Genomic DNA, 16373 nt, shown 5'->3' with positions numbered 1-16373 from the left:
TGGGCATTGGTAAAGATGGCGAACCGACGCATAACTTTACTCCGGGTTATGAACTGCATGCCAAATATACGATTTTTGCTGAAGGCTGTCGTGGTCACCTCGGTAAACGTCTGATTGAACAGTTCAACCTGGCCAAAGATGCAGATCCACAGCATTACGGGATCGGCATTAAAGAACTCTGGGAGATTGATCCTGCCAAGCACAAACCGGGTCTGGTGATGCACGGCGCCGGCTGGCCACTCAATGAAACCGGCTCGAGTGGCGGCTGGTGGTTATACCATGCTGAAAATAATCAGGTGACTTTGGGCATGATCGTGGATCTGTCCTACACCAATCCGCATATGTATCCATTTATGGAAATGCAGCGCTGGAAAACCCATCCTCTGATTAAACAATATCTGGAAGGCGGCAAGCGTATTTCTTATGGCGCACGTGCCGTGACCAAAGGTGGCTTTAACTCACTGCCTAAATTTACCTTCCCGGGTGGCTCTTTAATTGGTGATGATGCAGGTTTCCTGAACTTTGCCAAAATCAAAGGTTCACATACGGCAATGAAGTCCGGCATGCTCTGCGGCGAAGCGGTATTTGAAGCGATTGCGGCTGGTGTGGAAAAAGGCGGTGATCTGGCGGTTGCGCGTGTAGTTGAAGGCGAAGATTTCTTTGTCAAAGAACTGACCGCCTATAAAGACAAGTTTGATGCAAGCTGGCTGAAAGAAGAGTTATATAACTCACGTAACTTTGGCCCGGCAATGCATAAATTCGGTCAATGGATCGGTGGTGCATTTAACTTCATTGATCAGAACGTGTTTAAAGTACCGTTTACCCTACATGATCTGGTACAAGACCATGCGGCACTGAAAACTCAGGCGGCTGAAACGTTTAAACCGAACTATCCTAAACCGGATGGCAAGCTGACCTTTGACCGTCTGTCTTCAGTATTTGTATCCAATACCGTACATGAAGAAAACCAGCCTGCGCATTTAAAGCTGACTGATGCTTCGATTCCGGTGGAAGTGAACTTACCGAAATGGGATGAGCCGGCACAGCGTTACTGCCCGGCAGGTGTATACGAAATCATGGAAAATAATGACGGTTCCAAGCGTTTCCAGATCAATGCAGCCAACTGTGTGCACTGCAAGACCTGTGATATTAAAGATCCGTCTCAGAACATCACCTGGGTAACACCGGAAGGTGGCGGTGGTCCAAACTATCCAAATATGTAATTTGGATAGTTCTTGTGAATTAAAAAAATATATCTATTTCTCTGATTCACTTACCCAATCTTGAAGCAGTTCGTACTAACTCTTCACTTTAATTTTTTAGGTAATCCCAGTTCTCTCGAGAGCTGGGATTAATAAATTTTAAAGTAAATCAAAATAAGCCTGTATCACTCTATCTATTGAAATGAGATAGGAAAATAATCTGGTTTATGTCGTGCTGAAAAAATGGCTGACCCGAAGCCGGATCAGCCATTTTAAAATCAGACCTGAACGACTAAAATTTGAGTCATTCAGGGAATTGATTTATTTTGCGACAAACTTGGCACGCGCAGCATGCAGTTTTTTATAGCTATCAATCAGGCGTAAATGACGATCCAGACCTTCAAGCTTCATGCTGGTTTCAGTCAGGCCATGGAAACGAAGCGTGCCTTCAACTGAAGCCATAACCGCATCCATACGTTCATCACCAAACATACGGCGGAAGTTGTGTGCATAATCTTCCAGCTCCATATCATCATCGAGCAATACTTCAAGCACGACATTCATGCATTGGTAGAACAGGCCACGTTCAACGGTATTGGTATTGAACTGCAAGAACTGCTCAACCAGATCCTTGGCTTCTTCAAATTGCTGTAAAGCGATATAAATCAAGAGTTTTAGCTCAAGAATAGTAAGCTGTCCCCATTCAGTATTTTCATCGAATTCAACCCCGATCAAGGTTTTGATCTCGGTATAGTCATCCAGCTCACATTCTTCCAGACGCTCTACCAGCGCCTCAAGCTGTTCTTCATCCAGACGATGCAAGTTCAGGATATCTTCACGGAATGCCAGAGCCTTGTTGGTATTGTCCCAGATCAGATCTTCGACCAGATAGATTTCAGAATAGCCTGGCACCAGGATACGACAAGCCGTTGCACCTAAATGTTGATAAACCGCCATATAGGCTTCATGACCGAGCTCTTCCAGAATGCCGAATAAAGCTGCAGCTTCATCTGCATTGGAGTTTTGACCATGGTTGGTGAAATCCCATTCCACAAATTCATGATCTGCTTTGGCACTAAAGAAACGCCAAGACACCACACCGCTCGAATCGATAAAGTGTTCGACATAGTTGTTCGGTTCAGTCACGGCATTTGAGCTAAAAGTTGGCTTCGGCAGGTCATTCAGACCTTCGAAGCTACGACCTTGCAGCAATTCAGTCAGACTGCGTTCAAGTGCCACTTCAAAATTTGGATGCGCGCCAAAAGATGCAAACACACCGCCGGTACGCGGGTTCATCAAGGTCACACACATTACCGGGAATTGACCGCCTAATGAGGCATCTTTGACCAGCACCGGGAAGCCCTGTTCCTCTAAACCTTTAATACCTTCAACGATTTTTGGATATTTCGCCAGCACCTGTTCAGGTACATCTGGTAAAGCCAGTTCACCTTCAATAATTTCACGCTTGACTGCACGTTCAAAGATTTCAGACAGACATTGCACCTGAGCTTCAGGCAAGGTATTCCCTGCACTCATGCCGTTACTTAAGTAAAGGTTTTCAATCAGATTTGATGGGAAATAAACAGTTTCACCATCAGAGTGCCGTACAAATGGCAGTGAACAAATGCCGCGTTCGGTGTTGCCCGAGTTGGTGTCATAAAGATGAGTACCTAAAAGTTCATCTTCAGGATCATAAATTTCAAGCGTGTATTCGTCTAAGACTTCCTGTGGAAGTTCGCCATTTGGACCCGGCTTAAACCATTTTTCATCTGGATAATGTACAAATTCTGCATTGGCAATGTCTTCACCCCAGAACTGGTCGTTATAAAAGAAGTTACAGTTCAGACGCTCGATGAACTCGCCCAGTGCAGATGCCAGCGCACTTTCCTTGGTTGACCCTTTACCATTGGTAAAGCACATTGGCGACTGTGCATCACGAATATGCAATGACCATACATTTGGTACGATGTTGCGCCATGATGCGATTTCAATCTTCATGCCCAGACCGGCCAGAATGGCAGACATATTGGCAATGGTTTCTTCCAAAGGCAGATCTTTGCCCGGAATGAAGGTGCTGTTTGCCGAGGCCAGACTTGGCATTAACAAGGCTTGCGCATCGGCATCAATGCTTTCGACTTCTTCAATCACAAACTCAGGGCCAGTCTGGATCACTTTCTTGACCGTACAACGGTCAATCGAACGTAAAATGCCCTGGCGGTCTTTTTCTGAAATATCAGCTGGCAGTTCAACCTGAATTTTAAAAATCTGTTTATAACGGTTTTCAGGATCGACAATATTGTTTTGTGACAGGCGAATATTTTCGGTCGGAATATCACGTGCTGCACAATATACTTTGACAAAGTAAGCTGCACAAAGTGCCGATGAGGCCAGAAAATAATCGAATGGACCGGGTGCAGAACCATCGCCTTTGTAACGAATCGGTTGATCGGCAATCACCGTGAAGTCATCAAATTTGGCTTCTTGGCGCAGATTGTCGAGATAATTGACCTTGATTTCCATGTGGACACCTAAATGTTCTTATGTGCCGCCATGGACAAATAAGATGCTGAATCTGAATGTACAAGCCGAATCACGCAGGAGAACTTGACTTAAAAATAAATCAGGGTAATAACGTAGTCATGAGACTACGGCGAACCCTTTAAGAATGGGCGCTATTATAGAGTCATTTGATGAAATTGATAACGTTTGTGAGTTTTTCCGCGATATTTTCTATAAAGCTAAGAAATAGGAACAACATGAATCAACACATTTAAAATTTGTGACGATCCATGTGTTGCTTTTAATATCGAATGAGCGCTTCTGATGTAGCTTTAAAATATGTATAGACAGATTAACAATAATTTCATCTTCTAAGCTTTAAGGCCTTAAAAATCATAGCTTAAACCGAATAAAGCCAGATTTCGCTGCTTGTCACCGTAGCGGTCATAGCCCCCCAGCAGATATTCGCCTGACACACTTAATTGAGGCAAGATTGCATAACTCAGTCCAGCAGACGCATAACGGAAGGCATGCTGTTTTTGGGTATCGCCCAGTTCTCCACCTTCATATTTGCCTTCATCATTAAAATAGCTACCTGCAGCAGTCAGACTGGCATTCACACGATCATTCAATTGATGGTTCAGATTCAGCGTATAAAAGGTATCGCCCTGATTGGCATAGGCCACATCATAAAGATAGGTCGATACGCTCGCGCCAATACTGGTTTTTTCATCCAGCATACGGCTGACATTTAAACCCAACTCATTACCGGTGGTGTTTTCGCCCCCTGGATAATAGTAGGTGGCATTCCAGAAATCCCAATCATAATGTTCCGAGCTGTGCGTATAACCGACCAGAAAATCATGCTCGAATTTATCGGTGCTATGCCCTTTGCGTCCTTGCACCTCAGCATAGGAATAACCCAATGTAGAACCCCAATAGCCCACATAAAAGTTGCCATAGGCCAAATTCAACCCTGCTTGTAGTGCAATATTATCGTCTTCCGGTGCATTGCTTAAACCACGTGATACATATTTAGACACCACGCTCAGGTTGCCACTTGCTTGTATTTGAGTATTTTGAACGTCATTTGCAAAACTACAAATACTGGAAAATGTGACACAGCCGAAGAGCAAGGTTTGATTTAAGATTCTCATAAAATATAAAATTCTTTTTAGGTAAATAAAAGGGCTGAACACATGATGCAGCCCTACTTAAAGATTGATTAATATCAAAATATACAGCTTATTTTAACGCATAATTAATATAAGTTTATGCCTATTTCCACCTGTAAAATAGAAATTTCAAGCTTGGCTTGAGACTCGAGCTGCCTGATAAAACGGCGCAGTCGATGCAGCTAAAGCCGGATTTCCCCGAATATGATCTGCCAGTTTCTCGGCCATCATGATGGTGGTGGCATTCAAATTTCCGGTAATAATTAAGGGCATGATGGAAGCATCAATGACTCTGAGACCCTGCATTTCATGTACCCGGCCATAACCGTCCACAACTGCCATATCATCCTCGCCCATTTTACAGCTAGAAGATGGGTGATATGCGGTTTCAGCATGATTACGCACAAACTCGTCAATCTGGGTATCTGTCTGTACAGCTTGACCCGGACTGATTTCTTCACCCCGATAAGGATCAAGTGCTGGCTGGTGCATAATTTCCCGGGTAATCCGGATGGCATCCCGGAATTCGCGCCAATCCTGCTCGGTACTCATATAGTTAAATAAAATACTTGGATGCTCAAACGGATCTTTGGATTTGAGTTGTATACGCCCGCGGGAGGGTGAACGCATCGAACCGACATGCGCCTGAAAACCATGCTCATGAATGGCATTGGTTCCATTATAGTTAATTGCAATCGGCAGGAAATGATACTGGATATTGGGCCAGTCGAACTCGTCGGAGGAGCGGATAAAGCCACCTGCTTCAAACTGATTACTGGCACCAATACCTGTGCCTAGAAATAACCATTCAGCACCAATCATCGGCTGGTTATACCACTTTAAGGCGGGATAGAGACTGACCGGTTTTTTACACTGGTATTGCAGGTACATTTCCAGATGATCCTGCAAGTTTTCGCCCACACCCGGCAAGTCCTGAACGACCGGAATGTCCAGACTTTTTAATAATGCGGCAGGACCCACACCTGAACGCTGCAAAATTTGCGGGGAAGCAATCGTCCCGGCACACAGCAGAACTTCTTTATCGGCAAAGACCTGAATGGGTTGTAAGGCATTTTGACCTTCAAAATATTCCACGCCAATCGCCTGCTTCTGGCTAAACAGAATTCTATTGGTCATGGCATGGGTAATAATAGTGAGATTGTCGCGCCCTTTGGCCATATCCAGATAACCGCGCGCGGTACTGGAACGGCGGCCTTGCGGAGTCACGGTACGATCCATCGGGCCAAAGCCTTCCTGCTGATAGCCATTTAAATCGTCCGTTCGTGGATAACCGGCCTGTACACCAGCTTCGATCATGGCATGAAACAGCTCATTATTATCATTTTTTGGTGTTGCGACTGAAACTGGCCCTGCATCGCCATGATAGTCATTGCCGCCAATATCGCGTGTTTCCGCCTTTTTATAATAGGGCAGACATTCTGCATAGCTCCAGTGTTCCAGACCTTTCAAGCTGGCCCACTGTTCCAGATCCATGGCATTGCCGCGGATATAACACATGCCATTAATCAGCGATGAGCCACCAAGGCCTTTACCACGTCCGCATTCCATGCGGCGATTATTCATATGTGGTTCAGGATCGGTCAGATAGGCCCAGTTATAACGGCGTCCCTGTAAAGGATAAGCCAAGGCTGCCGGCATCTGGGTTCTAAAATCCAGACGATAATCCGGCCCGCCCGCCTCTAACAGCAAGACTTTGGTGTCCGGATCTTCAGTCAATCGAGCAGCCAGCACATTTCCGGCTGAGCCTGCCCCAATAATAATATAATCATAATTCATAAAGCTGGGCCCTCTTTATGCGCTAAACACGGACTGGAATGGGCTCAACTCCACCTGAACCGATTTGGTCTGGGTATATTGCTGCAAAGTCACAATGCCATTTTCACGTCCAACTCCTGAGTGTTTATAACCACCGACTGGCATTTCTGCTGGAGATTCGCCCCAGGTATTTATCCAGCAAATTCCGGCTTCAATCTGATGAATGATACGATGCGCACGGGCAAGGTCAGGCGTGACAACACCCGCAGCCAGTCCGTACTCGGTCGCATTGGCACGGCGAATGACTTCCTCTTCAGAGTCATAGCTTAAAATGCTCATGACAGGCCCAAAGATCTCATGCTGGACGATACTCATATCATCCCGGCAGTCACTAAATACCGTGGGCAAGACGTAGGCACCTTTGGCCAAATCACCTTGTGTGGCACGGCCACCACCACAAAGTAATCGTGCCCCTTCGATTTTGCCCTGCTCGATAAATTTCAGTACTTTCTGCATATGCGCAAAACTAGAGACTGGCCCAAAATTGGTTTCCGGATCGAGCGGATCGCCTATACGGATATGAGGAATACGCTGCAAGATTTTTTCTTCAAAAGCCGCTTTTAAGGTATAGGGAATGAATACCCGGGTGCCGTTGGTACAGACCTGACCTGAGCTGTAAAAATTGGCCATCATGGCAATGTCAGCGGCAAGATCAAGATCGGCATCTTCACAGATAATCAGGGGAGATTTCCCACCGAGTTCCATGGTGACTTCTTTCAGGCTGGAATCTGCGGCTTGCGCCATGACTTTTTTACCCGTGGCAACACCACCGGTAAACGAGACTTTAGCAATATCCCGATGTGCAGTTAAATAAGCGCCAATCTCGCCACTGCCAGTCACGACATTAAATACCCCGTGCGGCACACCGGCTTCGGTATAGATTTCAGCCAGTTTCAGTGCGGTCAAAGGCGTGGTTTCACTGGCCTTAAAAATCATGGCATTGCCTGCCGCCAGTGCTGGTGCAGATTTCCATAATGCAATCTGGATTGGATAATTCCAGGCCCCGATGCCGGCCACAACACCCAAAGGCTCACGACGGGTATAAATAAATGAAGTCTCTCGCAGTGGAATCTGCTGTCCTTCGAGGGCTGGCAAGATGCCGGCATAATATTCGAGGACATCTGCACCAGTCGCAATATCTACCGTAGAGGTTTCACTCCAGGCTTTACCGCTGTCGAGACTTTCAATACGCGCCAGTTCATCACTACGTTCGCGTAAAATAGCGACTGCTTTATTTAAAATCCGGGAGCGCTCGATCGCCGTCATTGCAGCCCAGACCTTCTGCCCTTTTTGTGCAGATTCGACGGCACGATCAATGTCTTCTTTGCTGCAGATCTGGATTTCCGCCAGGATCTCACCAGTTGCAGGGTTGATGCTTTCAAAGCTGCGATGCGATGTTGCATCGACATATTGGCCGTGAATATAAGGACGCTGTAAATGATAGGTAGTCACTGTAATTCCCTCGCCTATTTGTGTGATTTCAATTGCTGCTGGATAAACTGGCTACACAGTTCGATCGGCATTTCTGGATCAATCTCGCCACTGATCAGTGCTCCACGTAGCCAGAAACCATCAATCAGTGCAGCTAGCCCTTGTGCCGCTTTTTCTGCTTCTGATTTGGACAGCACTTTCATAAATTCGTGCTTGAGATTGGAATGTAAGCGGTAATGGTTAACCTGTTGCAACCGATGCAAGTCCGGTTGATGCAAGCTGCTCGCCCAAAATGCCAGCCAGACTTTCATAGCGGCCTTATTGGTTTGAGGTGCAGCAAAATTACCCCGTACAATGGCAAGCAAACGTTGCTCAGGTGTGGCATCCACCTGGGTCTGCATCTCTGCCACGGTTTTACCTAACTGCTGCAATAAATAACGCATTGTTGCTTCAATGAGGCCATTTTTCCCGCCAAAATAATGGCTTATGATGCCGGTCGAAACACCGGCACGTTGTGCAATCTGGCTGATTGAGGTTTCTGCAAAACCTAGTTCATTTACAGCAGCTAGGGTCGCGTCAATAAGCTGTTGACGGCGGATCGGTTGCATACCAACTTTTGGCATAAGACTAACCTGAATAACGAATCTATAAATCGGACTCATGCTGCAATAGCAGAATGAGGTAACATTAAAAAACGTTTTTTTAATTGAACGATCAATTAATAAAAATTATAGTGCCTAGCAACCTCAGATGTACAGCGCAGTTTGTTTTGGATTTGCAAATGTTTGTAATTGATTCGGCTTTGACTCTTTAAGTGTCGAACCCTGTGTCAAATCGAACTGCGCTGTAAATCACATGACAATAAAACTACGGTCACAGATTTATGCAAAAGAAAACTGAACAAGTGCAGGATAGTCTGAATAAAGTGGTGTTTTATGTTTCAGCAACACTTATTCTGCTTTTTTCTCTCGTCACGATTTTATTCAATCAACAGGCCAATCTGGTCATCACCAATATTCTGAACTGGGTCAGTGCTACATTTAGCTGGTATTACCTGCTGGCTGCGACCTTATATCTGGTGTTTATTATTTTTATTGCCTGTTCACGTTATGGGGAAATTAAATTAGGGCCTAAACATTCCAAGCCTGAATTTAGTTTATTAAGCTGGTCAGCCATGTTGTTTTCTGCCGGAATCGGGATTGACCTGATGTTCTTCTCGGTGGCGGAACCTCTCTCGCATTATATGAATCCACCCGTCGGTGAAGGCCAGACTTTCGAGGCGGCTCGCCAGTCCATGGTCTGGACCCTGTTCCACTATGGTTTAACTGGCTGGAGCATGTATGCACTGATAGGTGTGGCCCTGGGCTATTTCAGTTATCGTTATAACCTGCCACTGACCATCCGTTCAGCACTCTATCCGATTTTTGGTAAAAAGATTCATGGTCCGATTGGGCATACGGTCGATACTGCGGCAGTACTCGGCACGATTTTCGGTATTGCGACCACCTGCGGTATTGGTGTGGTCCAGCTCAATTACGGCCTGCATGTGCTGTTTGATTTACCGGAAAACCTGTGGGTACAGACCGGATTAATCGCAGTCGCGGTGATTATTACCATTATTTCTGTTGCATCCGGTGTCAATAAAGGCATTCGCGTCCTTTCAGAAATTAATATTTATGTCTCGATTGGCCTGTTACTGTTTATTTTAATGATGGGCAATACCGAATTCTTGCTGGCCGCCCTGATTCAGAACTTTGGTGACTATATCAGTCAGTTTCCAAAGCTGTCCTTAACCAGTTTTCCATTTGAGCAACCTAAAGAATGGATGAACAGCTGGACCTTGTTCTTCTGGGCCTGGTGGATTGCCTGGTCTCCTTTTGTCGGGCTGTTTCTGGCGCGTATTTCACGTGGACGAACCATCCGTGAGTTTGTCGCCGGCACCTTGATTATTCCCCTATTATTTACCCTGACCTGGTTATCTATTTTTGGTAATAGTGCACTCCATAGCGTCATGTTTGATGGCAATACTCAACTGGCAACCACAGTCCTGGAAAATCCGGCACATGGTTTCTATGACTTGCTGGCGCAATATCCTGGCTTTAGCTTTATCGCAGGGATCGCAACCATTACCGGTTTGTTGTTCTATGTCACTTCTGCGGATTCTGGCGCTTTGGTACTGGGGAATTTCACCACTAAATTTACCAATATCGAGCATGATTCACCGCGCTGGCTGAGTATTTTCTGGGCCATTGCGATTGGCTTGCTGACTTTGGCGATGCTGATGGCCAATGGTGTTACAGCCTTGCAAAACACCACCATTATTATGGGACTGCCTTTTAGCTTTGTGATTTTCTTTGTCATGGCGGGCCTGTATAAATCCCTGCGTCTGGAAGATTTCCGTCAGGCCAGTACCAGTATGAATGCGGCACCTGTGGTCGGAAACGTGGACATCTTTAACTGGAAAAAACGGCTGAGTCGGGTGATGTTACATCCAAGCCTGTCCCAGACCCGAAGCATGCTAAATGAGGTGTGCAAACCGGCTATCGAGGCTGTTGCAGCCGAACTCATCACTAAAGGTGTGCATGTTGATGTACAGGAAAAACCGGTAGAGGATGAACCGGAACTCTATCATCTGGATCTGATTATTCAGCTCGATGAAGAAGAAAATTTTGTTTATGAAATCTGGCCGGTGCGTTATGACACCCCAAACTTCAGTTCGCGCGGGAAACGTGCCAAACGTTATTACTATCGTCTGGAAAGCTATCTGTTTGAAGGTTCGCAAGGCAATGATCTGGTCGGTTATAGCAAGGAACAGGTCATTAACGACATTCTGGATAAATATGAACGTCATATGATGTATCTGCATATTAACCGTATCAGTCCGGGTACACGCCCGCTGTTTCCAGACCGTGAAAATTAATACCGTCCAAGGCCCTAGAAGGAATCGATAATGTCAGAAAGCTTACATGCCTTTGCCCTGTTCTTCTCTTTACTCAATCCATTTTTGATGAGTATTTATATGCTCGGAATTATCCGTAATTCCGAGGCCAAAGTCTTTAATATGGCATTGATTCAGGGCAGCCTGATCAGTTTTATCGTCTTTATCATTTTTGCCAAGACTGGTGAAGCCTTTTTTCAGGAAGTGCTGCATGTACGCTTTGAATCTTTCCAGATTTTTGGCGGTATCATTTTTCTGGTGATTGGTTATCGCTATGTCTTTGAAGGCGCCGATACCATTGGCGTGATGCGCGGCGCGCCCAGTCATCTGGCAGGCACCATTGCCATGCCCTTTATGATTGGGCCGGGCACCATTTCAGCGGCGGTGATCACCGGGATTCAGCTCAGTTTATGGCAAACCATGCTGGTGATTTTTCTTACCCTGTTTTTGACCTGTAGCCTGCTGATTCTGATGAAATATCTGCATGATCATTTGCAGCATAAATATTCCAACTACATAGATTTATATGTGGATATAGTCGGGCGTGTTGCTGCACTGCTGATCGGTACCATTGCGATTGATATGATTGTCACTGGCGTGACTGGAATTATCCAAAGTTAATGGTTGAATTAATCATATATAAAAAAGAGCGGACTAATCTCCGCTCTTTTCTTTACGCTTGTAACAGTTTCAAGTTTAAAACTTGAAAGACACACCAGCATAGGTCGAGAATCCTTCGCCTGGCGAAGATCGCGCCACATCCTTCCCTTGATCATTTAGACCTGGAATCACCACAGCAGCATATTTTTCATCGGTGATATTCTTGAAATTGATCCAGGTTTTCCATGATTGGTGTTCTGGTGCATAACCGAGATCAATGCCCCAAATCTGGTAATCATCACTAAAGCGGCTATTGGCATAATCATGCGGCATTTTGGACGCATATTCGGTATTCACGCCGATATAAAAACCATTATGCATGGCATAACTGAGCTGTGCCTGATACAAATGTTTGGGTATTCCCGGCAACTGGTTTTCGCCAAACAGCGGATCATTTTTGTATTGGAAATCGCTCAGTGTATAGGCCTGTTGCAAGCGTAATTCGCCATATTTAAATTCATGCAATGGTGTATCCAAACTGAGTTCGATGCCTTGATGAATGGTTGGTGTGGCATTTGCTTCTACACTGATTCTTTCATTTTTGCTTGAACCCTCTCCATAATCCTTAATCATTTCAGACGTTAAAAGTTCATTTTTAACTTTAGAATAATAATAGCTGAGCGCCCAATCGCCAAAGCCTGATTGGCCACGTCCACCCAATTCCAATGTATTTGCAGTCTGGGTTTTTAATTGAATCGGAGCACGTACCCGACCTGAAGCAATTCCTTCATCAAAATAATAGGGGGATGACCATGCCATCGCCCAAGGATGAGCCGGTTCAATGCTGCGGCTTAAATTGGCAAACCACTGCACAGACTCATTCGGTTGATAAGTCATCCCGAGACGTGGGGCAAAATCCCACTCATACTGATTGATCTTAGAACTGGCAACTGGATAAGTCACTTCACTTTCACGATGGGCATAGACTGCTGCAAGCCCCAGATCTAGGGAGAGCTGGTCATTGAGCGCCGTCTGCTGATCAAATTGCAATACATTGTCTGAACCACGATAGGTATAACGGCGTGTGACCGTATCTGCCGGATATGTTTGATTACCAATTTCTGTATTAAATCTTAAAGTTTCCGTTACACCACTGTTTGGACGATGGGTGGTACTGCGTAAGGCAATACGCCCCTGATGTTCCAGACCTAACAATTGATAGGGCTTTTCATACTGAATACGTGCAGTAATATCTTCATAATCGACATTGGTACGATAGCGACTTTCACGTAAGTCTAACGGATAATGATGATATGCCAGACTAGCAGTCAATTTTGCATCATCCTGTAAATTCCAGGTGGTGGTGTTGGCGAGCCAGGTACTGCCCGGCTGGATACGTTTGGCATCAATTCCTACAAAATTAGGATCAGCTACTTCAGGATTGTTTTTTAATTGTTCTTGCCTAATACGCCCCGGTGTCAGATGTTTGCTTTCGCGGTAACGGGCATAAAAACGGGTTTCAATGTCCGGGCTAATCTGGTAGCCGAGATTAAAAGCCAGGCCTTTGCCATCACCTTTGGCATGATCCTGAATTCCGTCAAACTGGTTACCTGTTAGCGCCAGATAATAATCCAGCTGATCCAGTTTACGGCCGGTACTGAACTGATATTTTTGATAACCATGACTGCCTGCCTCATACTTCAGTTCAGAACCATTCTGCTCGGCACCAGTCTTGCTTTTATAGTTAATCGCTCCGCCTAGCGCCAGCGCCCCCTGTTTAAAACCGTTTGCACCGCGATAGACGCCAACATGATCAATCCACCAAGGCTCTAGTAATTCATAAGCGGTGCCGCCCGGCCCGGTAAATGGAATGTCATCAATCAGCACAAAGGTACCAGAGGCATGCGCACCTGATGTCCGGTTAATACCCGAGCCACGGATAGACACTTTGGCGCCTTCATTGCCCGGGGATTGAGCATAGATACCGGGTTGCAGACGAAATACATCGGCATTATTTGCAATATGTTGATGTTCAAGCTGCTGGGCTGAAATAAAATTGGTTCCACCTGAGGTTTGCGCAAGCTCGGTCTGGTATTGCTGCTGCGGATCTGTCTGTTCAGCACTGACCACGATGGTGTTGAGTTGTTGCACAGGATGCTGGCTGCGAGATGTTTCAGCATAGACAGCACTGGAAAGAACTGAAAGGATCATCAAGCTTAGCGGTTTTTTGTTCAGCGGAATTGTTCTCGTGCTCATATCGGGTTTATACAATCCTGTATACATGATCCTAATCCTAGAGGGATTCTGGTTTTAAAAATTATGCTGTAGCATAAATGAACAATGCCGAATCAAGGCATTATTTTCTGCCAAAAAACTGACTGATCAGCGTATATTTTTTGATGTAATTTTGGTATTTTTTGATTATACAACTTGCAAGATAGCCACCACATCCTCACAAGTTCCAAGAACTTAATAATTAAGTATTTGATATTAAATAATATGCTATTTAATTCTGCACACATGTATTTCCAGTTGGCATAATGTAATACTGCGTTAAATTCATAGTGGACTAAACCAGTTACTTCATATTCAAAGCTCACTGAAATTGAGTAGCATATCGATTTGAATTAGCTCATAGCATCGTCTTGGATCGAGCCCACAGTCGTTTATATATTTTGAGAAAATTACTGAGCACTGGGTCTTGGATCTGGGCTAAAGGATAAATTTTGGATCAGACTCAACCTGACTCATATTCAAAAATTATTCACTCATTGAGCAGAAAAAGGGTGAAAACCGCGTGAACATAAAGTGATGCAAACAGCAACTGTTTCATTAAAACCTGCACATAGAATAAGCAGATATTTGGACTGAATAATATGCCAAACATTCCCGAACTTGCTGCTGACAATTCAAAAAATATAATTGAATAGCCTATTAAAGAGCTTTATTTTGTAAAATATAGGGAAAAGACCAAGAGTAATAAGATAAACAGAATCGCGGTGCAGCATTTCCAGAATGTCAGGGGATGACGCTCAATCACAGGACGTGAAACAGATTTTTTTAATTCAAGATCAGGCTGTTTCAAGTTATAGATAAATGCTGAAAGTGCCTCATAACGTTGCTCTGGACGAATTGACAGTGCTTTTTTAAAAATCGCATCCAAACCCTTGGGCAAATCCGGACGATATTCAGACAGTGAATGATAGCGTACCTTTTTTAATTTTTTTTCGGTCTTGCAGCGCGCCAGCTCTGTCCCATAAGGCAATTGCCGGGTCAATAAATAATAGCTCATCACTGCCAGTGAAAACTGATCTGATTTTACCGAGGGTGAGCGCCCTATAAAATACTCTGGTGCCATAAATGCCAACGTTCCCAAAGGCACATCTGCATGTTTAGGATTCAGTTCGACCAGCCCTCTAACTGCCGTCGATCCATAATCAATCAGTTTTACTTTCAAAGCATCAATCGGTTCAAGCAGCATGACATTTTCTGGCCGTACATCCTGATGCAGCATTTCAAGTCGATGCATGGCATTCAGTGCTTTGGCCACCTGTTCAATAATCGGAATCAGTTGTTTTAAACTTAAAGCAGTTTTTTGACGATGTAGCCATCGGTTTAAGCTTTCCCCTTGCAAGTATTCATAACTTTGAAATAAAAACTTTTTACTGCCTGTATGCGGATAGTAGTGCATCAGGTTTTCATGTTTTAAACGCTTGGATACCCAGTCTTCCAGCTGGAATTGTTCCACTGCTTTCAGGTCATCCTGCAAATCGACAGACAAGGTTTTAATGACCAGCTGAGCTTGTGTGGCTGCATCCTGCGCCAAATAAAGGCTACTGCGATGATTTTGGTGCAGGATTTTATGAATGCGATAACCTTCAAACAAATCACCATGACTGAGTTGCTGTGGAAATAAAATATTTTCCTGAATCTGAAAGCTTTTCTCTTGAGCTAATGCATCAATTCGGATGATTTGAATGGTGAGATTGTCATCGCTGCCGCGCTTTAAGGCCAGTTCGACGATAGATTGGGCAATAGTATCCAGATTTTGTTTTTGCTGCAGCATATCCGAGATCTGCTGTATATCGATAAATTCATAGACACCATCGGTCATCAAGAGAAACAAATCATCTTCACATAATTCAAGTTGTTGATAATCGACTTCAATCCGATGATCTACACCTAAAGCACGACTTAAATAATGCTCGGTTGAAGATAAACGAACCCGATGATCAATGGTCAGCTGTTCAATGCTTTGGGCTTGAATGCGATAAACACGGCCATCACCTGCATGAAAAATATGTGCCCTGTTTTGTTTCAAAATCAGTGCACTCAAGGTGCAGACATAACCATGATCTTTATCAAAACGTCCCTGACTCTGTTGGGTTTGCGCATACAGCCAAGAGTTGGTCGCACGAATCACCCGAGCAGCTGAAGTTTGGGTACTCCATGCATCCGAAGTTGAATAATAATCGGATAAAAAACTACTGACCGCCGTTTCTGCCGCAATATGGCTGACATTGCTGCTGCTAATCCCGTCTGCAATGGCACAGGCAATACCTTTGCTGCTCAGCGCATGGCCTTCAGGAATATAAATGCCATAAAAATCCTGATTTTGTGCTTTGATTCCGGCGGAAGAATATTGTCCGATACTGATTTTTAATTTTTTATTCATTGTAGACACTCGAAAAG

General features: G+C 44.7%; 10 protein-coding genes. 3 read left to right on the top strand and 7 right to left on the bottom strand.

Annotated features, from left to right (window positions below; genetic code table 11):
* The coding region (locus tag FTV48_RS09580) for an electron transfer flavoprotein-ubiquinone oxidoreductase (RefSeq protein ID WP_180000141.1) at positions 1 to 1223 on the top strand (1223 nt) is incomplete at its 5' end.
* Positions 1224 to 1523: 300 nt separating this feature from the next.
* On the opposite strand, the gene FTV48_RS09575 is transcribed toward FTV48_RS09580, so the two are convergent.
* From FTV48_RS09575 to betI, 5 genes are all read right to left on the bottom strand, one after another.
* Positions 1524 to 3722 carry an OsmC domain/YcaO domain-containing protein gene (locus FTV48_RS09575; RefSeq protein WP_100354826.1) on the bottom strand — a complete coding sequence of 733 codons (2199 nt, stop codon included), beginning with the start codon at positions 3720 to 3722 and terminating at the stop codon, positions 1524 to 1526.
* 365 nt (positions 3723 to 4087) lie between these two features.
* Positions 4088 to 4858, bottom strand: a complete 771-nt coding sequence (locus FTV48_RS09570) for a hypothetical protein (protein WP_180000139.1) — start codon at positions 4856 to 4858, stop codon at positions 4088 to 4090.
* A gap of 147 nt (positions 4859 to 5005) precedes the next feature.
* Positions 5006 to 6673, bottom strand: a complete 1668-nt coding sequence (gene betA, locus FTV48_RS09565; protein WP_100354824.1) for a choline dehydrogenase — start codon at positions 6671 to 6673, stop codon at positions 5006 to 5008.
* A 15-nt stretch (positions 6674 to 6688) separates the two neighbouring features.
* Positions 6689 to 8164 carry a betaine-aldehyde dehydrogenase gene (betB, locus tag FTV48_RS09560; RefSeq protein WP_100535113.1) on the bottom strand — a complete coding sequence of 492 codons (1476 nt, stop codon included), beginning with the start codon at positions 8162 to 8164 and terminating at the stop codon, positions 6689 to 6691.
* A 14-nt stretch (positions 8165 to 8178) separates the two neighbouring features.
* Entirely contained in the window at positions 8179 to 8766 is a 588-nt protein-coding gene (betI, locus tag FTV48_RS09555) for a transcriptional regulator BetI (protein ID WP_005170886.1), read from the bottom strand.
* A gap of 260 nt (positions 8767 to 9026) precedes the next feature.
* Here betI and FTV48_RS09550 point away from each other — a divergent pair, with 260 nt between their 5' ends.
* Positions 9027 to 11063 carry a choline transporter gene (locus FTV48_RS09550; protein WP_074382767.1) on the top strand — a complete coding sequence of 679 codons (2037 nt, stop codon included), beginning with the start codon at positions 9027 to 9029 and terminating at the stop codon, positions 11061 to 11063.
* Between the two features lie 30 nt (positions 11064 to 11093).
* Positions 11094 to 11702 carry a MarC family protein gene (locus FTV48_RS09545; RefSeq protein WP_180000137.1) on the top strand — a complete coding sequence of 203 codons (609 nt, stop codon included), beginning with the start codon at positions 11094 to 11096 and terminating at the stop codon, positions 11700 to 11702.
* Positions 11703 to 11777: 75 nt separating this feature from the next.
* Here FTV48_RS09545 and FTV48_RS09540 read toward each other — a convergent pair whose 3' ends face one another.
* The gene (locus tag FTV48_RS09540) at positions 11778 to 13937 is read right to left on the bottom strand and encodes a TonB-dependent receptor domain-containing protein (protein ID WP_180000147.1); all 2160 of its coding nucleotides are present in this window, start codon (positions 13935 to 13937) and stop codon (positions 11778 to 11780) included.
* Positions 13938 to 14625: 688 nt separating this feature from the next.
* Positions 14626 to 16356, bottom strand: coding sequence for a bifunctional protein-serine/threonine kinase/phosphatase (locus FTV48_RS09535; protein WP_180000135.1), 1731 nt, complete (start codon positions 16354 to 16356; stop codon positions 14626 to 14628).
* Positions 16357 to 16373: the final 17 nt, after the last annotated feature.

The sequence above is a fragment of the Acinetobacter sp. YH18001 genome (genome assembly GCF_013416975.1).
GTDB classification, from domain to species: domain Bacteria; phylum Pseudomonadota; class Gammaproteobacteria; order Pseudomonadales; family Moraxellaceae; genus Acinetobacter; species Acinetobacter pseudolwoffii.
Note: the sequence above shows the minus strand (reverse complement) of the source record. Positions and strands in the feature narration are given on the sequence as shown.